The 24,126-nt window shown below is 43.1% G+C and carries 21 protein-coding genes; 12 read left to right on the top strand and 9 right to left on the bottom strand.

Features of this window, described 5'->3' with window-relative positions:
* Positions 1 to 263 precede the first annotated feature (263 nt).
* Complete coding sequence (locus ACHUFN_RS17810) at positions 264 to 572, top strand: isoamylase early set domain-containing protein (RefSeq protein WP_394223999.1); 309 nt, start codon at positions 264 to 266, stop codon at positions 570 to 572.
* 110 nt (positions 573 to 682) lie between these two features.
* Here the strand turns inward: ACHUFN_RS17810 and ACHUFN_RS17805 are convergent, their stop codons facing one another.
* Complete coding sequence (locus ACHUFN_RS17805) at positions 683 to 1,609, bottom strand: electron transfer flavoprotein subunit alpha/FixB family protein (RefSeq protein ID WP_394223998.1); 927 nt, start codon at positions 1,607 to 1,609, stop codon at positions 683 to 685.
* Positions 1,606 to 2,358: an electron transfer flavoprotein subunit beta/FixA family protein gene (locus tag ACHUFN_RS17800; RefSeq protein ID WP_394223997.1), complete on the bottom strand. Its 753-nt coding sequence runs from the start codon at positions 2,356 to 2,358 to the stop codon at positions 1,606 to 1,608. The genes ACHUFN_RS17805 and ACHUFN_RS17800 overlap by 4 nt, the downstream gene beginning before the upstream one ends.
* Before the next feature lie 371 nt (positions 2,359 to 2,729).
* Here ACHUFN_RS17800 and ACHUFN_RS17795 point away from each other — a divergent pair, with 371 nt between their 5' ends.
* From ACHUFN_RS17795 to fldA, 5 genes are all read left to right on the top strand, one after another.
* Complete coding sequence (locus ACHUFN_RS17795) at positions 2,730 to 4,379, top strand: electron transfer flavoprotein-ubiquinone oxidoreductase (RefSeq protein WP_394223996.1); 1,650 nt, start codon at positions 2,730 to 2,732, stop codon at positions 4,377 to 4,379.
* Positions 4,380 to 4,500: 121 nt separating this feature from the next.
* Positions 4,501 to 4,899, top strand: coding sequence for an H-NS histone family protein (locus ACHUFN_RS17790; RefSeq protein WP_394223995.1), 399 nt, complete (start codon positions 4,501 to 4,503; stop codon positions 4,897 to 4,899).
* Positions 4,900 to 4,982: 83 nt separating this feature from the next.
* A complete protein-coding gene (locus ACHUFN_RS17785; RefSeq protein WP_394223994.1) occupies positions 4,983 to 5,762 on the top strand; it encodes an alpha/beta fold hydrolase in 780 nt (259 codons plus the stop codon).
* A gap of 124 nt (positions 5,763 to 5,886) precedes the next feature.
* Positions 5,887 to 6,105: a DUF2788 domain-containing protein gene (locus ACHUFN_RS17780; protein ID WP_394223993.1), complete on the top strand. Its 219-nt coding sequence runs from the start codon at positions 5,887 to 5,889 to the stop codon at positions 6,103 to 6,105.
* A gap of 26 nt (positions 6,106 to 6,131) precedes the next feature.
* Positions 6,132 to 6,656 (top strand): flavodoxin FldA, encoded by a 525-nt coding sequence (gene fldA, locus ACHUFN_RS17775; RefSeq protein ID WP_014949739.1) that lies wholly within the window; start codon positions 6,132 to 6,134, stop codon positions 6,654 to 6,656.
* 114 nt (positions 6,657 to 6,770) lie between these two features.
* On the opposite strand, the gene ACHUFN_RS17770 is transcribed toward fldA, so the two are convergent.
* Positions 6,771 to 8,777, bottom strand: a complete 2,007-nt coding sequence (locus ACHUFN_RS17770) for a methyl-accepting chemotaxis protein (RefSeq protein ID WP_394223992.1) — start codon at positions 8,775 to 8,777, stop codon at positions 6,771 to 6,773.
* 314 nt (positions 8,778 to 9,091) lie between these two features.
* Here ACHUFN_RS17770 and fur point away from each other — a divergent pair, with 314 nt between their 5' ends.
* Positions 9,092 to 9,520 (top strand): ferric iron uptake transcriptional regulator, encoded by a 429-nt coding sequence (gene fur / locus ACHUFN_RS17765; RefSeq protein WP_394223991.1) that lies wholly within the window; start codon positions 9,092 to 9,094, stop codon positions 9,518 to 9,520.
* Between the two features lie 50 nt (positions 9,521 to 9,570).
* Here fur and ACHUFN_RS17760 read toward each other — a convergent pair whose 3' ends face one another.
* The 4 genes from ACHUFN_RS17760 to ACHUFN_RS17745 all read right to left on the bottom strand — a co-directional run bounded on the left by ACHUFN_RS17760 (position 9,571) and on the right by ACHUFN_RS17745 (position 12,984).
* Positions 9,571 to 10,437 carry a D-amino acid aminotransferase gene (locus tag ACHUFN_RS17760; protein ID WP_394223990.1) on the bottom strand — a complete coding sequence of 289 codons (867 nt, stop codon included), beginning with the start codon at positions 10,435 to 10,437 and terminating at the stop codon, positions 9,571 to 9,573.
* Positions 10,434 to 11,381 carry a 5-oxoprolinase subunit C family protein gene (locus ACHUFN_RS17755; RefSeq protein WP_394223989.1) on the bottom strand — a complete coding sequence of 316 codons (948 nt, stop codon included), beginning with the start codon at positions 11,379 to 11,381 and terminating at the stop codon, positions 10,434 to 10,436. Before ACHUFN_RS17755 ends, ACHUFN_RS17760 begins: the two co-directional genes overlap by 4 nt.
* Positions 11,378 to 12,184 (bottom strand): 5-oxoprolinase subunit B family protein, encoded by an 807-nt coding sequence (locus tag ACHUFN_RS17750; RefSeq protein ID WP_394223988.1) that lies wholly within the window; start codon positions 12,182 to 12,184, stop codon positions 11,378 to 11,380. Before ACHUFN_RS17750 ends, ACHUFN_RS17755 begins: the two co-directional genes overlap by 4 nt.
* A gap of 62 nt (positions 12,185 to 12,246) precedes the next feature.
* Positions 12,247 to 12,984 carry a 5-oxoprolinase subunit PxpA gene (locus ACHUFN_RS17745; RefSeq protein WP_394223987.1) on the bottom strand — a complete coding sequence of 246 codons (738 nt, stop codon included), beginning with the start codon at positions 12,982 to 12,984 and terminating at the stop codon, positions 12,247 to 12,249.
* A 65-nt stretch (positions 12,985 to 13,049) separates the two neighbouring features.
* Between ACHUFN_RS17745 and ACHUFN_RS17740 the strand changes: the two genes are divergently transcribed.
* The 5 genes from ACHUFN_RS17740 (at position 13,050) to ACHUFN_RS17720 (ending at position 22,347) form a co-directional block, all read left to right on the top strand.
* On the top strand, positions 13,050 to 13,934 hold the full coding sequence (locus tag ACHUFN_RS17740; protein WP_394223986.1) for a CvfB family protein: 885 nt from the start codon (positions 13,050 to 13,052) through the stop codon (positions 13,932 to 13,934).
* Between the two features lie 84 nt (positions 13,935 to 14,018).
* Positions 14,019 to 14,411 (top strand): OsmC family protein, encoded by a 393-nt coding sequence (locus ACHUFN_RS17735; protein WP_394223985.1) that lies wholly within the window; start codon positions 14,019 to 14,021, stop codon positions 14,409 to 14,411.
* A 256-nt stretch (positions 14,412 to 14,667) separates the two neighbouring features.
* Positions 14,668 to 15,801, top strand: a complete 1,134-nt coding sequence (locus ACHUFN_RS17730) for an efflux RND transporter periplasmic adaptor subunit (protein ID WP_394223984.1) — start codon at positions 14,668 to 14,670, stop codon at positions 15,799 to 15,801.
* 25 nt (positions 15,802 to 15,826) lie between these two features.
* Positions 15,827 to 19,204, top strand: coding sequence for an efflux RND transporter permease subunit (locus tag ACHUFN_RS17725; protein WP_394223983.1), 3,378 nt, complete (start codon positions 15,827 to 15,829; stop codon positions 19,202 to 19,204).
* Complete coding sequence (locus ACHUFN_RS17720) at positions 19,201 to 22,347, top strand: efflux RND transporter permease subunit (protein WP_394223982.1); 3,147 nt, start codon at positions 19,201 to 19,203, stop codon at positions 22,345 to 22,347. Before ACHUFN_RS17725 ends, ACHUFN_RS17720 begins: the two co-directional genes overlap by 4 nt.
* Positions 22,348 to 22,447: 100 nt before the next feature.
* Here the strand turns inward: ACHUFN_RS17720 and ACHUFN_RS17715 are convergent, their stop codons facing one another.
* Together ACHUFN_RS17715 and ACHUFN_RS17710 are read right to left on the bottom strand one after the other, a co-directional pair.
* Positions 22,448 to 22,777 carry a DUF3718 domain-containing protein gene (locus tag ACHUFN_RS17715; RefSeq protein ID WP_394223981.1) on the bottom strand — a complete coding sequence of 110 codons (330 nt, stop codon included), beginning with the start codon at positions 22,775 to 22,777 and terminating at the stop codon, positions 22,448 to 22,450.
* A 407-nt stretch (positions 22,778 to 23,184) separates the two neighbouring features.
* The gene (locus tag ACHUFN_RS17710; protein ID WP_394223980.1) at positions 23,185 to 23,979 is read right to left on the bottom strand and encodes a DUF2189 domain-containing protein; all 795 of its coding nucleotides are present in this window, start codon (positions 23,977 to 23,979) and stop codon (positions 23,185 to 23,187) included.
* Positions 23,980 to 24,126: the final 147 nt, after the last annotated feature.

Below are 24,126 nucleotides of genomic sequence, written 5' to 3'. Positions count from 1 at the left end.
TGTACTGATTTTATGACTCGTGCGCCTACTTACATTGTTAAAAATTGTGTTAATTTTTGTTTTTTATGCGCGCACAGAAATCAGACAGCCTTAATATAAAAAATTATAAAAAGAATACAAAGTAAGATTGATAAATAGGATTTTTTCGTTGATTATTTGAACACTCATTGGTTATGAGTTAACCGAAGGTTGTTATTTGAGCTTGGGCTTTTATACAAAATCACCTCGGGAATGATTTCGCTACGTTGAAGGGAAAACACATTATGAGTCTTAAAAAACAATATCTTAAATCGAAACCTTTGTGCAAAGTGACATTTCGACTGAATGCGGAAGCAGCGCAAGACGCAAAAGAGGCAGCGCTTTGCGGCGACTTTACCGATTGGAAGTCACAGCCGCTTGCTATGAAGAAGCTAAAAAGTGGTGACTTTACGCTTACTGTCAATCTGGAAAAAGATCATGAGTATCAGTTTCGCTATCTCATTGATGGCGAAAAATGGGAAAATGATTGGGAAGCCGATGCTTACACCCCATCTCCAGTGAGCGTTGAAGACAACTCTGTCGTTCGCGTTTAAACTAGCACTACTTGACCATAATTATAACGTTCAAATACTTTGTATTTTAAAATGATCCCTACAAAAAAAGGCTGCATAAATGCAGCCTTTTGTCGTTTGAACCCTTTGTATTACAACGAACCCTCTAGTTCTGGCAACACGTCAAACAAATCGCCTACTAACCCGTAGTCAGCAACTTGGAAAATCGGCGCTTCTTCGTCTTTGTTGATAGCAACGATAACTTTCGAGTCTTTCATACCAGCAAGATGCTGAATAGCACCCGAGATACCCACTGCGATGTAAAGCTGTGGAGCAACGATTTTACCTGTTTGACCAACTTGCATATCGTTTGGAACAAAGCCCGCATCTACCGCAGCACGTGACGCACCAATTGCGGCGCCTAACTTGTCAGCAATACCTTCAAGAAGTTTGAAGTTATCGCCATTTTGCATGCCACGACCACCAGAGATTACAACTTCAGCAGCGGTAAGCTCAGGGCGTTCAGACTCAGTCAGCTCTGCCGATACGAAGTCTGACTTTTCGCTGCCTTTAACTACATCAATAGCGGTAACTTCAGCACTACCGCCTGTTGTAGCAGCATCAAATGATGCCGCACGAACCGTAATCACTTTTTTCGCGTCAGATGATTGAACGGTAGCGATAGCGTTGCCTGCATAAATTGGACGAACAAACGTGTCTTCGCTCTCAACACCGATAATGTCAGAGATTTGCGCTACGTCCAATAATGCCGCAACACGAGGCATAAAGTTCTTACCTGTAGTGGTAGCAGCAGCAACAACATGGCTGTAATCGCTTGAAAGTTCAACCACTAAGTCAGCTGTACTTTCAGCTAGTTGGTGTTTGTATGCCGCATTATCTGCAACAAGTACTTTAGCAACGCCGTCAATTTGTGCGGCGGCTTCAGCAACTGCTTGGCAACCTTCACCCGCAACTAATACGTGAATATCGCCACCCATTTTCTGTGCGGCATTCACAAGCTTGTGCGTTTCTGTCTTTAAGCTTGCGTTGTCGTGTTCTGCATATACGAGTACGCTCATGAGATCACCTTTGCTTCATTCTTTAACTTGTCTACCAATTCAGCAACGTCTGCTACTTTAATGCCACCCTCACGCTGAGGCGGAGGCGTAACTTTCAGTACTTTCACGTTTGATTCAAGCGATACACCAAAATCAGATGCCGCTTTAACATCTAGCGGTTTGCGTTTCGCTTTCATGATATTAGGCAATGACGCGTAACGCGGTTCGTTCAAACGAAGGTCTGTAGTCACAACCGCAGGAAGCGAGAGCGCAACCGTTTGAAGACCACCGTCGATTTCACGGGTTACATTTACCTTCTCGCCGTCAACAACCACTTCAGACGCAAAGGTGCCTTGTGGCATACCCGTCAATGCAGCAAGCATTTGACCTGTTTGGTTGTTGTCAGAGTCAATGCTCTGCTTGCCAAGAATAACCAGTTGAGGATGTTCTTCTTCAACCACTTTAGATAAAAGCTTAGCCACTTGAAGTGAATCAAGATTTTGGTCGGTATCAATTTGAATACCGCGATCAGCACCTAGGGCTAGTGCTGTACGAATTTGTTCTTGGCAGCTTTTATCACCAATTGAAACAACAACGATTTCAGTGGCAACGCCTTTTTCTTTAAGACGCACGGCTTCTTCAACCGCAATTTCACAAAATGGGTTTATGGCCATTTTTGCGTTAGTAAGGTCTACGCCAGATTCATCGGCCTTCACTCTTACCTTAACGTTGTAGTCGATCGCGCGTTTGACCGGTACGAGTATTTTCATAATTACCTCAATTGTTGAGTTCGTCGGTGTCTATTACGTTTCATTAATAATTAACTATTAAAAATTAAAAACGTATTACTTCACCACGCTTTTTGAAACTTTAACAATGTGCTCTACGTTAAATAAGAAACCGTGGAACGTACGTTTTTTAAAGGCTAGCCTCAAAACGTCGTTAACACCACGTTTACGAGCAGTTATAATACACCGCCAGTTAACGTTAACGTAAACTGCTTTGCAATGTACTTACTGTTGACGTAAACGTCAACCTGCATTACCTTGCAAAACGACAATTAATTTACATGTTTTTGACACAAAGCATTATTTGTTTCATCAATAGTGCACTATAAAAATACGAACATAAGGAGCCTCCCGTGGAACGAGAATCGATGGAGTTTGACGTAGTCATCGTCGGTGCCGGCCCAGCTGGATTATCAACGGCTTGTAAGCTGATGCAGCTTGCAAATGAAAAAGACCAAGAGCTAATGGTTTGTGTGGTCGAAAAAGGCTCCGAAGTAGGTGCACATATTCTTTCTGGTGCGGTATTCGAGCCGCGTTCGCTCAATGAGCTTTTCCCAGACTGGAAAGAAAAAGGCGCACCGCTTAATACGCCAGTTACAGAAGATCTCATCTACCTTCTTAACGATGAAGCATCGGCCAAGAAGTTACCTAATGGTATTACACCAAAAACCATGCATAACGATGGCAACTATATCGTGTCTATGGGTAACGTGTGTCGCTGGCTGGCAGAGCAAGCAGAACAACTAGGTGTGGAAGTTTTCCCAGGTTTCGCTGCGTCTGAAGTTATTTACAACGAAGACGGAAGCGTCGGCGGCGTGCTTACTGGCGACATGGGCGTTGGCGAAAACGGTGAACCAAAAGATGGATACATGCCAGGCATGGAACTGCGTGCGAAGTACACAGTATTTGCTGAAGGCTGTCGTGGACACCTTGGAAAAGAGCTTATTTCTCACTTCAAACTTGATGAAGACAGCTCTCCACAGCACTACGCCATTGGCTTTAAAGAAATTTGGGATATTGACCCATCGAAGCATCAACCAGGCTTAGTCGTACACAGTGCGGGATGGCCGCTTGATGACGCGACAGGTGGCAATTATTTATACCACGCTGAAGATAACCAAGTTTTCGTGGGCTTAATTGTAGATCTCAACTACGATAACCCGTATTTGAGTCCTTTTGACGAGTTCCAACGCTTAAAGCATCACCCTGTATTTAAACAATATCTTGAAGGCGGTAAGCGCGTTTCTTATGGTGCTCGGGCTATTGCAAAAGGTGGCTTTAACTCACTGCCTAAAATGACTTTCCCTGGTGGCTTACTGGTTGGCTGTGAAGCAGGTACGCTAAACTTCGCCAAAATTAAAGGTAACCATACTGCGATGAAATCGGGCATGTTAGCGGCTGAAAGTATTTTCGAAGCCATTTCACAAAATGCAGAAGCGCCAGCAAAAGAACTAACCAGCTTTACTGAAAAGTTCAAATCATCGTGGTTATATGACGAATTGTTCCGTTCTCGTAATTTTGGCCCAGCAATTCACAAACTAGGTAATTTCTGGGGCGGTGCTTTTAATACATTAGAGCAAAACTTTTTCAATGGTAATTTGTTTTTCACTATGAAAGACGACCACAAAGATTATGCACAGATGAAAGAAGCGAAAGATGCGAAAGAAATTTCGTACCCGAAGCCAGATGGTGTGCTAAGTTTTGACAAATTATCATCGGTATTTTTATCTAATACCAATCATGAAGAAGACCAGCCTTGCCACTTAAAATTAAAAGATCCTTCAATACCTTTACAGGTTAATTTGCCTAAGTTCGCAGAACCCGCGCAGCGCTACTGCCCCGCTGGCGTATACGAAGTTATTGAGGAAGAAGGTGAAAAGCGTTTTCAAATTAACGCGCAAAACTGCGTTCACTGTAAAACGTGTGACATTAAAGATCCTAGCCAAAATATAAAATGGGTAGTACCAGAAGGTGCTGGCGGCCCGAATTATCCAAATATGTAGTAAAAATAATTTTTTGCTATTTAGCTGATATTTTGAAAAAGCGGGCGTTGCTCGCTTTTTTTTTGTTCTACTTTTAATTATCATTTGGGTTGAAATAAGTACAACGTATTAAGGTTAATTGATGAGCGATTTTTTAGATATTTTAACCCATGGAAGACGTTTACAAGGTGCAGTTAAGGAATTAAGCATAGAAGAACTTGAACAAGTTCAGGAAAAACTTAGCGGTATAATTGAAAAAAGAAAAGAAAAGCAACAAGAACAAGAAAAACTGGAAAAAGAAAAATTAGAAAAGCTCGCAGCAATTAAAAAACAAATGGAAGACGCGGGCTTGAATATGGAAGATTTACAGGCATTAAATATTGATGCAAACAAAAAGACTGGGAAAAAGCGCCCAATTAAGTACAAATTAGTAGATAGTCAAGGTAAAGAGCATTTATGGACAGGCATTGGACGTATGCCTCGCGTGTATAAAGATGCGCTTGACGGTGGAAAAACATTAGAAGATTACGCAATTAATTAAATTACTTGCGAAACCAAATCGGGGCCTGTTTTCACAGGCCTTATTTTGTTTCAACACGAAGCTCAACACCGGATAATTAAATTGTGAAGTTGAATTACAAACTTTCAAAACGCGACTCCTCTGCCCCATGGCTCGTTTTAATCCATGGATTGTTTGGTAACGCAGATAATCTTGCCGTAATTAAGCGTCATTTTGAGTCAAGCTTTAATGTTGTCAGTATCGACTTGCCTGATCACGGTGAATCACCGTGGACAAATACATTTTCAGTGCATGATGCTGCAGAATCAGTATTTAATTTGCTTCAGTCGCTTGAAATTAAAACAAGCGCGATTTTAGGGCACTCTCTAGGCGGCAAGGTGGCCATGAGATTGGCATTAAACCACGGTGACATTGTTTCTCATTTAATTGTTGCTGATATTGCTCCAGTTGCCTACGCGCATAGTCACCAAACTATTTTTGTTGGCCTTAAGTCTGTTCCTCTAGACGCAATTAAGAGCAGAAAAGACGCTGAAAAAGAGATGGCCGCTCATGTAAAAGAGCCTGGCGTTCGTCAATTTTTATTGAAGAGCTTATATCAAGACGAAAACGGCGCTTGGAAATGGCGATTTAATGTTGACGGACTCATCGCCAGTTATTCACATATCATTGATTGGGAACAAACAAACCAATCGTTTGATGGCGTAACCTTGTTCATCAAGGGCAGCGAATCTGACTACATCACGTCAGCCCACCGCGATGAAATAACGCGTTATTTCCCCAAGGCAAAGGCGCATATTATTGAAGGCACAGGACACTGGCTACATGCCGAAAAGCCTGCCGCTTTTAATGCAATTGTAGAAAGAACGCTCAAAAAAACGTTATAAAAAGGTAGTTTTATCCTTTAGAAGGATGAGAATGACTATTATTACTCACTTTTAAACGTTTTAGGCTCTTACAGGCGTATATACTGTGATATAGTTGCGCCAGTTTTTTTTAAATAACAACACTATGCTTGCAGAAAATTACGAACTCTTTGAGTCCATTATGTTATATGGCGGCTTGTTTATACTGTTTGTATTGATGGGTTTTGCGGTTCACGATGTTTTACAAAAGAATGATGTTCCGCTTATCGGAAAAGTGGTCACCTACGGCGTGCTAGGTTTAGGCGCACTAGGGTTTCTTGCGAAAGGCATCATTGAATGGTTCTGGCTAAGCACAGGCGTTTAAATAGTAACGATTAATAGAGGTTAGATATGGCAAGCGTTGGCCTGTTTTTCGGAAGTGACACGGGTAATACCGAACATGTTGCGAAAATGATCCAGAAGGAATTGGGTAAACAGCTAATTGATGTTAAAGACATTGCCAAGAGCAGTAAAGAAGACATCGCTGAATTTGATTTGCTTATCTTTGGTATCCCTACGTGGTACTACGGTGAAGCGCAATGTGATTGGGATGACTTTTTCCCTGAGCTTGAGCAAATTGACTTCAACGACAAGCTGGTAGCTATTTTTGGTTGTGGTGATCAGGAAGACTATGCGGAATACTTCTTAGACGCGATGGGCATGGTACGTGACATCGTAGAAGCCAAAGGCGCTATTTTAGTGGGTCAGTGGTCAACTGAAGGCTACGATTTTGAAGCGTCTAAAGGTATGGCAGATGACAATCACTTTGTAGGCCTTGGCATCGATGAAGACCGCCAACCAGAATTAACAGACTCACGCGTTAAAGCGTGGTGTAAACAAATTCACGACGAGCTTTGCTTGGCAGAACTTGCTTAAGCTAACGTCGATGCATTTGGCTTGATAAAACTTAGAAAACCGCTCAACGAGCGGTTTTTTATTGGTAATTTTTAAAGTACTGATGCTAGATGCTTACAGTGTGGTTTTTACCGACTAAAGGTGGAAACGCTCTACCGCTTTTCTCAAACTTTCCGTTTGCGCATCAAGCATCATAGTGGATTCATTCGACTGTCTGGTGCTTTGTGCACTAGAATCAGCAAGCGATACAATTTTATTCAAGCTTTTCGCTACGTCAGCAAGCAGCACATCTTGCTGCTCTGTATCAGCAACTATATGTTCATTGATGTTACTTAAGCGCTCAATAATTTCGCGAATACTTTCAACTTGTTGAGACACTTGTTGCGTAATTTGCACGCCCTCTTGCGCTTGTTCACGTCCTGCATTGATAGCTTTAACCGCTTGTGCCGCGTCCTTTTGCAAATTACCAATCATTTGCTCTATTTCTTCTGTTGAATCGTGTGTGCGATTTGCCAGGGTTCTAACTTCATCAGCTACAACGGCAAAGCCCCTGCCTTGCTCGCCGGCCCTTGCAGCTTCAATTGCTGCATTAAGCGCTAGCAAGTTGGTTTGCTCGGCAATGGTTTTAATTACATCCAAAATACTGCCAATATTACGTGAATTGTCATCCAGCCGGCCGATAATTTGTGCTGAAGATTCAGCCTGCTTAGCTTGGTCGCTCACTTGCTGGCTGCTTGTTTGAACCAGTTGACCAATATCGTTACTTTGCTGTGTAATATCGCGTAGCGCTTCCATCGCATCATTAATCTGAACAAGGTTGCTTCGACTTTTGTCCTGCACGTTTTTGGTGTTAGTTGAAGTGACCGTAACCTGTTCTCGTTGTTTATCTACTTCAGAAAGGCTTTTATTTCCAAGCTCGATGCTTTCTTTCGTGATGTCGATAAGTCGCTTCTCTTGCTCTAAAATATTACCAACCAGCTCTCTCAAGCTATCCGTTAAGCTGTTCACCTTTGCTGAGAGCGCAGAAAACTCATCATTGCCCTCTTGCGGCAACTTGGTGCTTAAATCACCTTTACTAAGCAAACTTAACCCTTTGTTTATTCTGCCAAGTGGTCTAGAAATACTACGTGTAACGATGAAAGCTAAAAGGACAGCGGCGGTTAAACCGATTACCGCAACTACGATATTGCGAACTAAATTAGCTTGTACAGACTCAAGAATAGCGTTTTGCCCTTCTAGAGATTGTGCTTGCACCGAATCAAATAAAGAATTGATGTCGGTAAGCGCAGTTTCTAAGGCTTCTATTGCGCGCTTTTGGGCTTGAGCCGCCTTCTCAACTTCGATAAGTTTTTCACGCTGCAAAGCAATTAATCCACTCGAACCCTTTACCGCATCAATAAGCAACGCGTATTGTTCATTAAAAGCTTCAATGGTACCGCCATCGTCTATGCCAATAGCCAGGCGGTTTACATAGTCTTTGTCTACCTGCAGATTACTAAGTTGATACTCTAAGTCTTCGATAATATTGGCACTTTGCGCAGCGTTGCTTGTTTCTGCCAATTCAACGAAAGAATCGTTCATTGTTAGTAATTTATTATCAACCGCAGTACCTGCACCAATAAGTGTTTCAATACTCGGGTTATCACCTTCTAAATAAGAAAGGTCGAGCATAAGAGCACTTGCTTCATCAGCTGTCATCAACACTTTTTCAAGCTGTGCGGCAAGGGCCTTCTCAATATTCATCCTTGTGTTAATCGCAGCATACATTTCATTGCTGCTATTCACATAAGCTAAACTCACTGCAATAGCATTTTTTGCTATGGCGTTGTTGGGCATTAAAGCATTTAATTTTGCAAGGTCGTTAGAGAAGTCAGCAGACAAAGTATCGAACGTATCTTTGTTAGCTCGAAGCTCTTCTCTTCCCTCTACATGGTAACCGTTGGCAGTAATTACGGACAACGACAGTATTTCCGTTTTGACTTTTACCATACTGGTTTGAACTGGCATTTTTTGTTCTACAACATCTTGCGCAGAATCTTTGATGCTACTAAGCCCGAAATAGGAGAGAACGCTGGTGAGTAATAGTAAGCAGCCGAATAGACCAAAGCCTAAGGTAATTTTATTTATAATCGTTAACTGCATGGGCACTTCCATCATAAAAACATGCCAAAAACCAGAGGCTGTTTTCCGCCCCTTTAAGTTTAGTTTAACAGGATGTTAATTCAATGCATCAAAAGTTTTACTTATTTCGCATATTTATCAGCGTTATCTTGCACTTACATGCTGGTCAGGCCACATGCCACGCGACCTGCAAGGCAATAGCAAAATTTGGGAAATTTGCACAATGGGTAAATTTTCGGCGACAAAACAAAGTTTCCACGGTTTTTCTTTTAAATTGTTTCAACTTACCTATAATAACCACCAAATACTTATTCACTCGTTCTTAGTAGGTTGTAATGGATCAAAATAAAGAATTGAAAAAAGCAGGGCTAAAAGTCACTCTGCCTCGCCTAAAAATTTTACAAATTCTGCAAGAGCCAGAAAACCAACATATTAGCGCTGAAGATGTTTACAAAATTCTAATTGAACAGGGTGAAGAGATTGGTCTTGCTACCGTATATCGCGTACTTAACCAGTTCGACGATGCAGGTATTCTAAACCGCCATCACTTTGAAGGTGGAAAATCAGTTTTCGAAATTAGCCATAAAGATCATCACGACCACTTGGTATGTTTGAAATGCGGCAAAGTCATTGAGTTCGAAGATGACATTATCGAAGAACGCCAAGAAATGATTGCTAAACAGCACAAGATGAAGCTAACTCATCACAGCCTTTATCTATATGGTGAGTGTACAGACGGTAACTGCGATAACGCTCCCGAATAAGTAGAAACAGCTTCAAAACTTAAAGCCCGCTTAACAGCGGGCTTTTTCGTTTATGCTTCAAATTTGTAGGCCTGGTATGCGTTAATTGCTTTCTCCCAAACCGGCCCCACTTGACCTGATCCTATTGTTTTCCCATCAACTTCGATAACAGGCGCCACTTCTTTACTTGACGATGTAAGCCAGACTTCATCAGCATCAAGTAACGCTTCTTTGCTAAACCAAGTTTCAGTTACAACCAAGCCTGCTTGTTTGAAAGCTTCTATTGCAATTGCTCGCGTTATGCCAGGAAGAAGTTCATGATTTAATGGTGGTGTTGAGATACAGCCATCCTTCACGATGAATACGTTGCATGAACTCGCCTCTGTTACCATACCTTCGCTGTTATACAGGATAGTCTCGCTTACTCCTGCATCTACGCCAGCTTGGTAGTGCATGACGTTACCTAGCAACGACGTAGATTTAATATGGCAACGTTGCCAGCGTTTGTCTTGCTGAAGCGCTACCTTAAATGGTTTTGCGTCTGATGCAATGGTGGGCTGAGGCGGCGCTATTTCAAAAGCAAAGCCAAACACCGTAGGTTCTATGTTTTTAGGGTACGCATGAAAGCGCTTGGTATCTGTTCCGCGACTCACGTGAAAATAAACACCTATATTTCCGCTTTCAATAAAAGCCGTGTTCTTTTCTACCAGCGTCGATAAGATGTCTTGCCACTGGTCCACGGTGTATGGATTTTTGATCTCAATGGCTTTTAAGCCTTGAGCCATTCTAGTGGTATGCCCTTTAAAGCCTACCGCCCTTCCTTTGTAGGTAGGGATAACTTCGTAAATGCCGTCACCGAACAAAAAACCTCTATCCATCGGAGAAATTCGTGCTTCAGATAGAGGCATATAATCACCGTTTAAAAACGCAATTGTCATAATATTTCTCCTTGTAAGCGGCGGCGTCTGCTTGTCATTAATAGCCAGTCTGCTCTCGCCTCTTCATCATGTTGAAAAGTAAAATTAACTTTCTCGCCTGGCACAGCTTGAGCCAAACGACTTATATCACAGGGACTAACACATCCTAACTTGGGGTAGCCGCCCAAGGTTTGCCTGTCGCGCATCATTACAATAGGTTGCCCATCGCCTGGTACTTGTATCGCTCCTAAATGGATAGCTTCAGAACGCAAATCAACCATATCGGATGCAACGGCTTCCCCCGTAAACCTAAAACCCATTCGGTCAATAGATGAAGAAACGGTGTAAGTACTGGTTTCAAATGTTCTTACCGCTACGCGGCTAAAGCTTGAAAACTGATAGCCAGGGATAACGCGTATTGACTCTACAAAGCCATAATCATCACGATACTGGTTAGGAAGTGTGCGGCACGTAGCGCTATCTTTCACCCTTGAGTTGGCGTGGATATCAAAACAATCGCCAACACTCAACGCGCTTCCCTTGCCGTCTAGACCACCTAGTTTTTCTCGAACGACGGTACATGCACTTCCCACTACCTTAGGCACTTGCCAGTTTCCACAAATTGCCAGATATACTTTACTGCCAAGTAACGTACTTCCAAAAGAAATTGTTGCACCAGCTAATACGTTTTGGCTTTGGTAAGTGCTCTCTGGTTTATCATTTATTTTAAGATGCGCTTCTCTCCCAGTAACCGCAATGACGCAGTCTTGATCTACGCGTAATTTCACCTCTCCTATCGCTTCAATACAGGGGGTGCCATCAAGATTAAATGCAAGAAAATTAGCCCAATCGAATGCGTTGCTGTCCATGGGGCCAGACTCACAAAACCCGTCTCTTTGACGGCCCACTCTGCCATTGTCCACAATAAGGCTAAACAGTCCTTTGTTGAGTACTTCAATTCTCATATAACGACCTGTATTCCTGCTCTATATTCTTTTTCTGTTACCGAAACAAATTTTACAATGTCACCCGCTTTTAACCTTGACTCACTGTGCTCTTCGCTATGCAGCAACATGTCAAAGGCAGTTAATCCCAGTAAATTCCATCCGCCAGGCGACTCGCTAGGATAAACCGCGGTTTGCCTATCTGCGATTGCCACTGCCCCCTTTGGCACACGCTTACGTGGCGTGCCCAACCTCGCACATTTAAGCGGCTCTGGAATATCGCCCATATAGGCAAAGCCGGGCGAAAACCCTACGGCATAAACTTTATAAGTTACACTAGTGTGAAGCGTAATAATCTCATCTATCGACAGTGATGTTTTTTTGCTCACCACACTCAAGTCACTGGCATTAGGGGCACCGTACCAAACGGGAATTTCTATCACTGCGCCACCTAAATTTTCTTTATCTTTGTCGACTTGACCAGCCTTGCCGCGGTTCATTACTTCAACATTCAAGCTTCGTAACGCGCGATACACACCATGGCTATCAATTAACGCCATATCAAAAATAATTAACAGGCTGTCGTATGAAGGCACACACTCTCGAAGCCACTTCCATGAACTACTTACACGCGCTTTCACATCAACCTTACTCTCATCAGCGTTTTCAGGCGAAGTTGTCGTCACTACTTTTTGTTTATCAATAGCTGAAAGCATTTGGTGACAGGCGTTATTTGCTTCATCCAAGTTCGCCCCGTCAAAATACAACATAATAGCGTCGGCACCTGCTGTAACTACTCGCGAAACGCTTCCAAAAGCTTGCATCTTTAATCCTTTATACAGTGACTCATATTGTTCTTATTAAATGTGTTTTTTATGAGGCAGATTTATAGAAATGTTCTGATTTTTCGCGCAATGTTTACTGCATTTTTAGTGTCGCCATGCACACAAAGTGAATCAGCTTCAATTTGCAGCGTTTTTCCCGATGCAGTGGTGACCGTTCCTGCTGAGCAAAGCTGCTTTGCCTGTAGAAGCGCTTCATTTTCATTTAACACTGAACCTTTAATTGTTCGGGACTGCAACAATCCCTCATCGGTGTAGCGTCTGTCAGAGAAAGCTTCAAAAAACAAAGGTAGCCCCCACTCTTCTGCTTCTTTTAGCAGTGCTTCATTTTGAGACGTTGCTTGAACCATTAACGTTAAAGGCACACGTGATGTCCGCGCGTTTAATTCAGCAATGCTTCGCATGACTGTGCGCCTTACTTCTGTGTTTTTCATCATGTCGTTGTATAGCGCACCGTGAGGCTTTACATAACTAACCATCGCCGAGCAAACTCCAGCCATGCCGCTCAACGCAACAACTTGATACTGAATCATTGCAACAAGTTCTTCACAAGCGATAGCCATACTGCGTCTGCCAAAGCCTTGTAAATCTGGATAGGCTGGATGTGCTCCAATGGCAACATTGTGTTGTTTTGCCAGAAGAATGGCTTGCTTCATCACCAAAGGGTCGCCTGCATGAAAACCACACGCAATGTTCGCCTGATCAATCTGTGCCATGATGTCTGATTCCATCGGCATCGACCAAGCACCGTAACTTTCTCCTAAATCGCAATTTAACTTCATAATGGTTTAGCTCTTACGTTCATTCCAGTATCATGTTACCTGTTCTTTTTAAAAAGTCAGTGCTGATGATAAATATTGGAAAAATTAATACATTACGCGTAGTAGCCCAATACCCTTTTGGCTACGCTTTAGCGCCACTTGTCGAAAAACATGACGAGCAAGACAGCGTAATAGAAATAGATGATGCTGATGATCAGCAAACCGTTACTCTTGCGATTGATGAAGTAGAAACTTCGCTAGTTGAAGGCCAACAGATCGACGTTTTTGTTGGTACAGACCAGCGAGGCGATTTATATGCCACCATGAAGAAGCCGCTCACTCAAGTAGGTGAAACAAAAGTTCTTAAAGCAGTTTCAGCCACCAATTTTGGTGCATTCTTCGACTGGGGGTTAGACAATGATTTATTAATTCCCAACGACTACCAAACGCAGCCTGTTAACCCAGGTATGTACTATGTTGTTCATACCTTTTTTGATGATAAAACCCAACGAATTTTAGGTGCGACTAAGCTTCACTACTTTTTGAAAGAAAGTAGTGCCTACTTAAACGAGGGTGATACGGTACAGTGCTTAGTATATGCAAAGACAGATTTAGGCTTTAAAGTGGTGATCAACGAAAAAAGCCTTGGGCTTATTTTCCACAGCGACGCCTTTAAACCACTTAAGGTGGGGCAAGCCACTGACGGAGTGATTAAAACCATTCGCGAAGATGGTAAAGTGGACGTGGCGCTTCAACGTGTTGATAAAGGTGGTCGAGATGCCCTTCAACAGGCAATTTTGGATGACCTGGAAGCGCATGGGGGCATATCTACGCTAACCGATAAAAGTGCCCCGGAAGCGATTTATTCTCATTTTAATGTGAGCAAAGCCGCTTATAAGAAAGCACTAGGTGCTTTATATAAGCAAAAGAAAATTACACTTAGCCCTGACGCTGTTCGCCTTAATAAATAAGCAAAACATGCTTTTGCTGCACCGACGCTCACAATATACAGCAGTCTTGCAGCCTCTTTTACTTTTATGACAACAGGAAAAACAATGAAAGCACGTGTTTCTTGGGATCAAGACCTAACATTTACTGGCACAACTGATAGCGGTTACAAAACCGTTATGGATGGAAGCGGAAACGCTGTTTCACCCATGGAATCAGTACTTTTGGCGGTGGGAGCATGCTCAAGTATTGATGTCGTTGATATTCTTAAAAAAGGCCGTTTTAACATTACTGACTGCAACTGTGAACTGGATGCTGAGCGTGCAGAAGAGCCGCCTCGGGTATTTACTAAAATTCACGCCCACTACACCGTATCGGGTGAAGGCATTAGTGAAAAAGCACTGGCTCGCGCTGTTCAACTCTCAGCAGAAAAGTATTGTTCCGTAATACTCATGCTCACAGGTAAAGTTGAAGTAACCACTAGCTACTCTCTGGTTTAAACCAGCGTGATTTAATCACACTTCGTTTAGCCGTAATTAATTTTATACTTTAGTGGAATAAACCTCTTATTAGCGGTTATCGCTAAGCATTAGTACAAAAAGCCAATCGTTGAGGTTGGCTTTTTCCTAGAAACCCTTTGTTACACATATAACCAATTGATATTGTTAGCATTTAACATTATTTAACATCTTTGGCATATTAGCTGCTGTATATGGTCATTATTATATAACGACATTAACGTTAGGGTTATTGACCATGGAAACTACAACGCGCAACACTTCACCCGTTTTATCGCTAAATTCACTTTTGCCTTTCACACCTACGGCACTCAAGCTTTTGCTAGGTAGTGGTATCGTCGCCCTTTCTTTATCAATGAGTGCATGCTCTGACGCTGATGCATTAGATGCTAAGGCCGATACAGAGTCTGTTGAAGAAACTGTATTTGCTATTCCTGTAGAAACCCAAGTTATCGTCACAGGCGATATTACATCTACCTACGATACGACGGCCATATTAGAGGCACGTGAAGAAGCGTTTGTCGTAGCGAGAGCGTCGGGCATTATTGAAGAAATCTTTGTTGAGGAAGGTGACTATGTCGAAAAAGGGCAAGTGCTTGCACAACTCGACAAGCGTCGCTATGAATTAAATTTGTCTAAAGCACTTGCTGACTTGGCAGGGATCGAGAGTGAACTTGAAAAGGTCAATAAAGTATATTCTCAAAAGCTGATTAGCGACGACACCTACGACAAACTTACCTCGCAATTTGAATCTGCTAAAGCTTCAGTGCGCTTAGCTGAACTTGACCTAAAAGAAGCCACCATTACCGCCCCAATAGACGGATACATTGCAGAGAGAAATGCCAAGGTCGGTAACCTGACTGAATCGTTTCAGCGCGAAAGAATGTTTCACATTGTTCAACAGCGCAACCTTCAAGGCATAGTGTATTTACCTGAGAATGAGCTTCCGAACGTGGTTATTGGTCAGGGCGCTAAGCTGACGATTGCGGCATTGGGCGACACCACAATCACCGCCAACGTAGAGCGTATTAGCCCAGTCATTGACGCCAATACGGGCACATTCAAAGTAACGTTAAAAGTTCCAAACAACGATAACAAGCTGAAAGCTGGCATGTTTACCGATGTTTCTCTTGAGTATGCAACGCACGCAAACGCCAAACTTTTACCACGTAGAGCACTTGTCACGATAGACAATAATCACAGTGTATTTGTTGTAGACAACGGCAAAGTCAAAAAAGTAGACATTTCGACGGGTTTTGAAAACAACGAAGTTGTTGAAGTTATTAATGGCTTAAACGGCAATGAAGAAGTAGTGACTGCTGGTCACCAAAACTTGAAAGACAGTGCTCCAGTTGAAGTTGTAAACAGCTAGTTCGGCTAAACAAGGAATTCCAATCATGCGTATCGTAGATATAGCTGTAAAGCGCCCTGTTGCCGTAAGTATGTTCACTTTTGCGGTGCTGTTATTCGGAATGGTGTCGTTAGGCAGACTTTCAGTCAATTTATTGCCCGACCTTTCTTATCCTACTCTTACCATTCGCACCGACTATGACGGCGCAGCTCCCGGGGAAGTAGAGCAACTTGTGTCGAAGCCAATTGAGGAAGCCATTGGCGTCGTTAAGGGTGTACGTAAAGTGACCTCAACTTCCCGTGCGGGCCAGTCTGATGTTGTGCTGTCATTCGCTTGGGGGACCGACATGGATTTCGCAAGCTTAGAAGTGCGTGAAAAACTTGATGTACTGCAACTTCCCCTCGACATCGAAAAGCCTAGATTACTGCGGTTTAACCCAAGTTTAGACCCTGTCATTAAACTGGGCCTTACCGCGCAAAGCGATACTTCAAGCTTGAGCATACCGCAAATGAAGCGCTTGAGGCTGTACGCTGAACAACAAGTTAAACGAGCTTTAGAATCGGCAGAAGGTGTGGCAGCGGTGCGCGTGGGAGGTGGATTAGAAAACGAAATCCACATTCTTATAGACCAACAAAAAGCCAGCCAACTGTCTATTCCTATTACTCGAATTATTGACCGTGTTAGCGCTGAAAACATAAACGCTGCTGGCGGTAGAATTGACAATGCGGCTCAGGCGTTTTTAGTAAGAACCCTTAACCAGTTTGAAACACTTGATGATATTGAAAACCTGTTTATTGGCCGCTTTGAGGGCAGAAATATTCAGCTTAAAGACTTGGCAAAAGTAGAAAGTGCATATAAAGACCGTGACGTCGTTACACGGTTTAACGGCAGCGAAGGCATTGAAATTGCCATTTATAAAGAAGGTGATGCCAATGCTGTGAACGTCGCGCAAAAAGTGGCTAACCGCTTAAATGAAGTAAACGACAGCCTTCCTGCAAACTATACGCTTAGCGAAATTTACGACCAGAGCGTGTTTATTAAACAGGCCATAGATAACGTGAAATCTGCCGCAGTGATGGGCGGTATTTTGGCTATGTTAGTGCTTTACCTTTTCCTGAAAGACTTTTGGGCAACGGTAATTATCTCGGTGTCGATTCCAGTTTCAGTCATTGCCACTTTCAATCTGATGTATGCCAACGACATAAGCCTAAATATGATGAGTTTAGGGGGTATTGCCCTAGCAGTTGGGCTACTTGTCGATAATAGCATTGTTGTGCTTGAAAATATCGATCGCCACAGAAAATTAAAAGGGCCTGACAGCGATAAATCAGTTGCAGAGGATTTCAGTGCTAAGGGCTCGGCTGCCAGCGAAGGCACCAAAGAAGTATCTGGTGCTATCGTGGCTTCGACACTCACCACCATGGCAGTATTTGTACCGCTAATATTCGTAGAAGGTATTGCTGGACAACTGTTTAAAGACCAGGCGTTAACCGTGTCATTTGCGTTAGCGGCGTCGCTTGTTGTCGCATTAACACTAATTCCTGCGATGGCACACAAAAGGAAAAAGCAGCAGCTAGACCACGAAGATGTGTTTACTACCCCACCACCTTCGCGCCCTACAACAAAAATTGGAAAAGTAATGTACTACATTACCCTGCCAATTCGATGGGTGTTCAGACTTATCTTTGTATTTTTACCCGCTGCATTGTTCACGTTGGTGATAGGCGCATGGCATATTCTAAGCAAGGTACTGGGTGTAGCATTCAGACCGCTAATCTGGGTGTTTAATAAAGGCTTTGATTTACTTGCTTCAGCTTATGAAAAGCTGCTACGTGTGAGCCTTCGCGCAAGAGTTTTAGTGATGTCTATCGCCTTTGCTGTGGCCGCTGGCGCAGTAATGCTAGTACCAAAACTGGGCATGGAATTAATTCCAACGTTGTCTCAAGGTGAATTTTCGGTAGAGGTCACGCTACCTGCTGGCTCACCGCTTACGCGTACCGATGCCGTTATTGGCGAACTAGCAGCAGTGGCCACAGCTAACGATGCAAAAGTGCTTCGCACTTATGCTATGTCAGGAACAGGCAGCTTAATAAGCGCTGCGCCTAATCAAGGTGGCGACCATTGGGGACGCTTAAATATTGTAATGCAGCCAATGGCCACAGATACAGACATGGCAGATGTTAAGCGTGCACTTCGCGACCACTTGGCATTTAAGCCACAGGTTCAGGCGACGTTTTCTGAGCCAGAATTATTTAGTTTTGCGTCACCGATTCAAATAGAGATTGCTGGTTACGACTTAAACCAACTGCAACAATATGGCGACGCAATTGCTACAAAACTAGCCAGTTTCAGTAATTTTGCCGACGTTACCACCAGCATTCGTGATGGAAACCCAGAGCTTAAAATTGCGTTTCATCACGCTAAACTTGCTCGCCTTGATTTAGACGCATCTACCGTTTCTCAGCTCATCGCAGCGAAAATAGGTGGCCGCGTAGCCACTCAATACAGCGTTGAAGACAGAAAAGTTGATGTACTGGTAAGAACACAAGAAAACCAGAGAGATAACATGGCAAGCGTGCGAGCAATTGTAATCAACCCTGGTGCAGCACAGCCTATTCCGCTAAGTGCCGTAGCCGACGTGTACATGAGCGTAGGACCAAGCGAAATTACCCGTGTAGGCCAGCAGCGAGTGGCACTTGTATCTGCAAATTTAGCAAAAGGTAACCTTGATGAAGCGGTTGTGATTGCTAACCAAATCATTGATGAAACTCAGCTTCCACTGTCGTTAAGCGCGGCGGTAACGGGGCAAAGTGAAGACATGCAAAGTAGCTTCCGCTCGCTTCAGTTCGCATTAGCGCTTGCGGTGTTTATGGTTTACTTGGTTATGGCATCACAGTTTGAATCGTTACTACATCCGCTACTTATTCTATTTGCAGTGCCACTTGCTGGTGCAGGTTCTATATACGGTTTGTGGCTTACCAACTCGCCGCTAAATGTGGTGGTATTTATCGGTTTAATTATGCTGTGTGGCATTGTGGTGAACAATGCCATTGTTTTGGTTGACCGTATCAATCAGCTTCGCCGTCAAGGTTTAGACAAAGACGCCGCTATTCTCGATGCTGCGAAAACCCGCTTACGTCCTATTGTTATGACAACGCTAACAACAATATTAGGTTTGTTACCCATGGCGTTTGGCTTTGGTGAAGGTGCAGAAATTCGCACCCCAATGGCCATCACTGTTATTTACGGGCTTTTGTTTGCAAGCATGTTAACTCTCATTTTACTGCCTGTGCTTTATAGCTTGTTCGACGTTAAAAAGAGCTTTGAACAAAAAGGTACGGCAAAAACCAATGCAAATACTAAGGCAGACTCTGACATAAACTTTGGTGAGCAAGACACTTTGTCGAAAGGAGGTGCATTATGAGTGCACCTTCTAACAACTCAGCCAATGGCGCATCAAATAGCCAAGAAGCAAGACATACATCACAGCCTCAGCTTTCTAAAATTGCAGGAATAGGCGCATCTCTTGCACGTTTTGCGCTAAATAAACCAGTGACCATAGGTATGCTGTTTTTATCTATGCTGCTTTTTGGGATTGTCTCTGGACGATTATTGCCTTTAGAGAAGTTTCCAGGTATCGATATTCCTGAAATGGTAGTACAGATCCCCTACCCTGATGCAACGCCCGTTGAGATCGAGACCATGATCACGCGCCCCGTGGAAGAGGCCATTGCCACCATGTCGGGAATCAAACGCTTAAGAGCCCGCTCTTACGACAACATGGCCGAGGTTATTGTAGAGTTCGACTGGGACGAGAACCTTAAGGCAAAAAGTATTGAAGCTCGCGAAAAAATTGATGCGATACGTCACGAGCTTCCCGACGATGTAGAACGGATCATGGTGTATAAATTTAACACTAACGATATGCCTATCTTTCAACTTCGAGTATCGAGCGATCGAGACCTATCTCACGCATATGACTTGCTTGAACGAAACCTAAAGCGTCCATTAGAACGCGTTCCTGGAGTATCAAAAGTTGAGCTTTACGGCACAATGAAACGCCAAATCACCATTCGCTTAGACCCCAAGAAAATGGCGGCATATCAGATTGACGGTACGCGTTTAGAACAACAGCTTCAAAACGCGAATTTCTCGCTTACCGCGGGCTACATGTACAACAATGGTGAAAAAATACTGGTTAACCCTACCGGCGAATTTACCGACGTTAACGACTTCAAAAACATGTGGGTTAACCGCAGTGTTCGCTTGTCAGATATTGCCAGTGTCACCTACGAACTACCACAACGCTATGAAGGTCGTCATTTAGACCGCACTTTTGCAGTGGGATTTAACGTCTTTCGCGAATCTGGCAGTAACCTCGTTGAAGTGTCTGACGCAGTAATGAAAGTTATTGAAAAAGCAAAAGAAGACCCCGAGTTTGCTGGAATCAGCTTATTTGTCATGGATGATACCGCAAAAAGCGTTACATCATCGTTAAGCGACTTGCTCAATGCTGGCCTATTAGGGGCATTGCTATCGGTGATTGTGCTGTATCTGTTTTTGCGTCAGCTTACCACTACGTTAATTGTGGTGCTTTCAGTGCCCTTTTCTATTTGTATTGCGCTAGGTGTGATGTATTTACTCGGCTATACGCTAAATATCTTATCGCTGATGGGGCTAATGCTTGCAGTGGGAATGTTGGTAGATAACGCCGTCGTGATTACTGAGAGCGTCTTCCAAGAGCGGCAACAAGTAAGGGATGTAGAACGCGCAACACAACTTGGCGTAAATAAAGTGAGTCTTGCTGTTATTGCTGGTACTGCAACCACGGCTATTGTGTTTTTACCTAATATTATTGGGGTAAAAATAGACGTGACTATTTTCTTAGAGCATGTGGCCGTGGCCATTTGTATATCCCTTTTTGCGTCGCTCTTTATTGCCAAAACGCTTATACCGTTGCTAACCACTAAAGTTAAAATTCCTGTGGTAAAAAGCCCACAAACCCCGTTTTATATCGAACGATACGGGCGTGCACTTAAATGGATGCTGAAACATCAAGGTGCAACGTGCATTATTGCCTTAGTTATTCTTGCGTCTACCTTTGTACCCATGCAAGTGGTTACTTCAGATGATGAAGGCAACGATAACCAAGAGCGTATTTGGCTTAATTACCATGTAACGCAAAACTTCACGCTAGAAGAAGTCGAGAAGACTGTAGATAGAATGGAGGCCTACCTCTATGAAAATCAAGCGCGTTTTCATATTAAGCAGGTATATACCTACTTTACTGCAGGCCACGCGGTAAGCGGTATTACCTTAAATGATGAACTGCCTGTAAGTGTAGGCAAAATTAAAGACGATATTCGCGAAAACATGCCCGCCTTTGTACGTGCGCGCCCGTCTTTTCAGTGGGATAAAGGCAATGGCGGTGGTATAAGAGTAACCCTGCTTGGTGACTCTTCAGAAACGTTGCTTAACATTTCAAACCAAATTGTTCCTATCCTTTCTGCAATTGACGGCCTTGAAGACGTTAAAGCCGATACAGGTTCTACGCGTGACGAAGTACAAATTCGCATCGACCGCGAGAAAGCAAACCGTTTCGGCATTCAAGTTAATGACGTCGCCAACCTTGTTTCTACGGCACTTCGCGGCAGTAATTTACGCACTTTTCGTTATGGTGACGCTGGCGAAGTAGCAGTTCAGCTTAAGTTTGGCAGCGATATTGAAGCGTCGTTAAGCGAGCTTAAAAACATCAATATTGGATTTACGCAGGGTCAGTCAGTAACACTAAATATGATTGCCGATTTTTCTGTGGTACCACAGTTATCTCAAATTGACCGAAGCTATCGCCAGACGGCGCTGGCTATTGGGGCAAATTTGGAAGGTGAAACCACTACTGAGCAAGCTCGCGAGAGAATTGAACAAGCATTGTCTAACCTTTCTCTTCCAACTGGCTATAAATGGACCCTTGACGGAAGCTTTTCTCGCCAAGATGAAGCCAACGCTGTAATGCAAATGAATATGTTGCTCGCACTTTGTATGATTTATGTTGTGATGGCAGCTTTGTTTGAGTCGTTAGTCCTTCCAACATCCGTCATAACCTCGCTGCTGTTTTCATTCACCGGGGTTTTCTGGGCGTTTATGGTAACAGGCACGTCTATGTCTATCATGGGGATGATTGGCATGCTTATACTCATGGGTATTGTGGTTAACAATGGCATAGTATTGGTCGACAGGATTAACCAACTGATTAATGAAGGCCTGTCGCTATATGAAGCGGTAATTGAGGGCTGTATGACGCGTATAAGGCCTATTTTGATGACGGTAGCAACAACGGTATTGGGCCTTGTTCCGCTTGCTATGGGAAGTACACGTATCGGTGGAGATGGACCTCCTTATTCGCCAATGGCAATTGCGATTATTGGCGGGCTAGTATTCTCAACACTAACTAGCTTGTTCTTGGTGCCGCTCGCTTACGTGCTTCTGTTAAAGCTTAGGTTTAAGACACAACGTCTGTTTAGAACCAGCAAAGCACGTGTGGCTACATGGGTTAAAATAGCCAACTAAAGATAAAAAGCGGGTCTAGTTTTCGCTGTCAGCATTATTAATGCAAATATATGAAACCTAACCCGCTTTCTCTGGATTTAACTTTACCGCGTCCAATGCTTTAGCTTCGCGATATTAAGTATTCATATACCGCGTTTGCGTTACGCTCTACAGAAAACTCAATAAGGCTGCTTCCATTACAGGTTAATCCCTCCTCAGATGTCACCATACGCAATACTTCTCGTTGGCTAGCGCCAATTCGGCCAACATTGCGTGAAAGGCTTGAGCGAAGAACTCGAATATCATCGTTGATCACGGCTTTACAAAACCCTGCGAACTGGGTTTCACCCACAAAACGCAATTCTTTTTGCGGTGCAGCCGCATTCGCACTAATACTAAACGCAACGGTCGCGGTTAAAGCGAGTGCTTTTACGGTATTAAATAATTTCATTTTTTGATCCTCAATATATAAATAAAAGGTGGTCATCGAGCTTTAAGCACGCTCTTTGTGTTAGCTGAGCAAGCACTTAATTTGCTCAACGCTCTTTATTTATGTACCAAGAGTGAGGAATTATCTGTTGAAAGATTGTGTAACGAGAGTAAATAGATGGTAAATCAAGTTGTTAGCAAAGTATTAAAACCCTAACACCATGAAATATATATATCTTTTTCAATTTTATATTACTAATGCATATAGCAAAGCATGCACTTGAAAAAAAGAAATATAACGCACAAAAGTAAAAAGGCCCCTTTCGGGGCCTAAAAACTGTAATTTTAACAATTTATTCTGCGTTTTAAGCGAGTAAGCTGCCTAAAAGCCATGCCATTCAAGTAATAAAATTACAAAAATCAGCTTATCTACTCGTATTTGCGCTCGCGTTTTATTTCTATAGCATCAATATAAGCATGCCATGACGCATAACCAATAATTGGCATTAAAACGATGAAGCCAACAAAGCCAGTCACAAACCCAATGGCAACTGCACTAAAAATGATGGCCCCCCATATAAACATAGGCAATTTGTTCAGCCACACCGCATTCACACTAGTGAGTACAGCCGTAGCCAAGTCAACTTTACGTTCCATCAAAATTGGCTGCGTGAACGCCGTTATGAATAACATAGCAAGCGTGAAGACAGCACCAACAATCGTACCTAATGCTAAAAACGGCAGTAAGCTTTCTAAATCGTCCCCCATGTACGATGGGTACAATGCATGAATAAGTGACGCAACACGTAACCAGAATATCATCATTACCATAAGCAATAGGGCAAAACCCCATTCGTTGATGGCATTTCGGCGCATGGCGCGAAGAGAATGACGAAGCGTAGGCTTATGACCCTTTTCCATTTCCCAACTTATGTCATATAGGCCAGCTGCCAAAAATGGGCCGACCAACATAAAACAAACAATGGCGGGAAGAATAACCAAGTGCCAACCTGTCATTTGAACTAAATACATAATAAACCACGGAATTACAGCAAACAGCACGCCATAAAAGACCGTAAGACCTGGGGCACGCATCGCGTCTCTGAGTGCGAGTGACAACCACTTTATCGGATCGCCAACGTCTAATTCTTTGCAAGGAATAACGCGCGCTATACCACTTTGCGTGATCGCATTCTCTGGTGTTTCTTTGAAATGGTGCGACATATTCTAATCACCTCTGCTTGTTAGCCTGTTTGTTACTAACGCGTTTTTTACACGCCTTATTACTACGATAGGCCCAGAATGAAAAGTTCACAAGCTATTAACATAAATTTTATACCCGAATGATAAGCGGACACTTATCTCGCCAAA

The sequence above is a fragment of the Alteromonas gracilis genome (assembly GCF_043642145.1).
GTDB classification, from domain to species: Bacteria; Pseudomonadota; Gammaproteobacteria; order Enterobacterales; family Alteromonadaceae; genus Alteromonas; species Alteromonas gracilis_B.
The sequence above is the reverse complement of the archived record's forward strand: the minus strand, read 5'-3'. Positions and strand labels throughout refer to the sequence as shown.

Excerpts from the sequence above, each read along its gene's own strand:
- ACHUFN_RS17810 (WP_394223999.1), top strand. The coding sequence starts at position 264 with ATGAGTCTTAAAAAACAATATCTTAAATCGAAACCTTTGTGCAAAGTG.
- ACHUFN_RS17805 (WP_394223998.1), bottom strand. The coding sequence starts at position 1,609 with ATGAGCGTACTCGTATATGCAGAACACGACAACGCAAGCTTAAAGACA.
- ACHUFN_RS17800 (WP_394223997.1), bottom strand. The coding sequence starts at position 2,358 with ATGAAAATACTCGTACCGGTCAAACGCGCGATCGACTACAACGTTAAG.
- ACHUFN_RS17790 (WP_394223995.1), top strand. The coding sequence starts at position 4,501 with ATGAGCGATTTTTTAGATATTTTAACCCATGGAAGACGTTTACAAGGT.
- ACHUFN_RS17780 (WP_394223993.1), top strand. The coding sequence starts at position 5,887 with ATGCTTGCAGAAAATTACGAACTCTTTGAGTCCATTATGTTATATGGC.
- fldA (WP_014949739.1), top strand. The coding sequence starts at position 6,132 with ATGGCAAGCGTTGGCCTGTTTTTCGGAAGTGACACGGGTAATACCGAA.
- ACHUFN_RS17770 (WP_394223992.1), bottom strand. The coding sequence starts at position 8,777 with ATGCAGTTAACGATTATAAATAAAATTACCTTAGGCTTTGGTCTATTC.
- fur (WP_394223991.1), top strand. The coding sequence starts at position 9,092 with ATGGATCAAAATAAAGAATTGAAAAAAGCAGGGCTAAAAGTCACTCTG.
- ACHUFN_RS17760 (WP_394223990.1), bottom strand. The coding sequence starts at position 10,437 with ATGACAATTGCGTTTTTAAACGGTGATTATATGCCTCTATCTGAAGCA.
- ACHUFN_RS17755 (WP_394223989.1), bottom strand. The coding sequence starts at position 11,381 with ATGAGAATTGAAGTACTCAACAAAGGACTGTTTAGCCTTATTGTGGAC.
- ACHUFN_RS17750 (WP_394223988.1), bottom strand. The coding sequence starts at position 12,184 with ATGCAAGCTTTTGGAAGCGTTTCGCGAGTAGTTACAGCAGGTGCCGAC.
- ACHUFN_RS17745 (WP_394223987.1), bottom strand. The coding sequence starts at position 12,984 with ATGAAGTTAAATTGCGATTTAGGAGAAAGTTACGGTGCTTGGTCGATG.
- ACHUFN_RS17740 (WP_394223986.1), top strand. The coding sequence starts at position 13,050 with ATGATAAATATTGGAAAAATTAATACATTACGCGTAGTAGCCCAATAC.
- ACHUFN_RS17735 (WP_394223985.1), top strand. The coding sequence starts at position 14,019 with ATGAAAGCACGTGTTTCTTGGGATCAAGACCTAACATTTACTGGCACA.
- ACHUFN_RS17730 (WP_394223984.1), top strand. The coding sequence starts at position 14,668 with ATGGAAACTACAACGCGCAACACTTCACCCGTTTTATCGCTAAATTCA.
- ACHUFN_RS17725 (WP_394223983.1), top strand. The coding sequence starts at position 15,827 with ATGCGTATCGTAGATATAGCTGTAAAGCGCCCTGTTGCCGTAAGTATG.
- ACHUFN_RS17720 (WP_394223982.1), top strand. The coding sequence starts at position 19,201 with ATGAGTGCACCTTCTAACAACTCAGCCAATGGCGCATCAAATAGCCAA.
- ACHUFN_RS17715 (WP_394223981.1), bottom strand. The coding sequence starts at position 22,777 with ATGAAATTATTTAATACCGTAAAAGCACTCGCTTTAACCGCGACCGTT.
- ACHUFN_RS17710 (WP_394223980.1), bottom strand. The coding sequence starts at position 23,979 with ATGTCGCACCATTTCAAAGAAACACCAGAGAATGCGATCACGCAAAGT.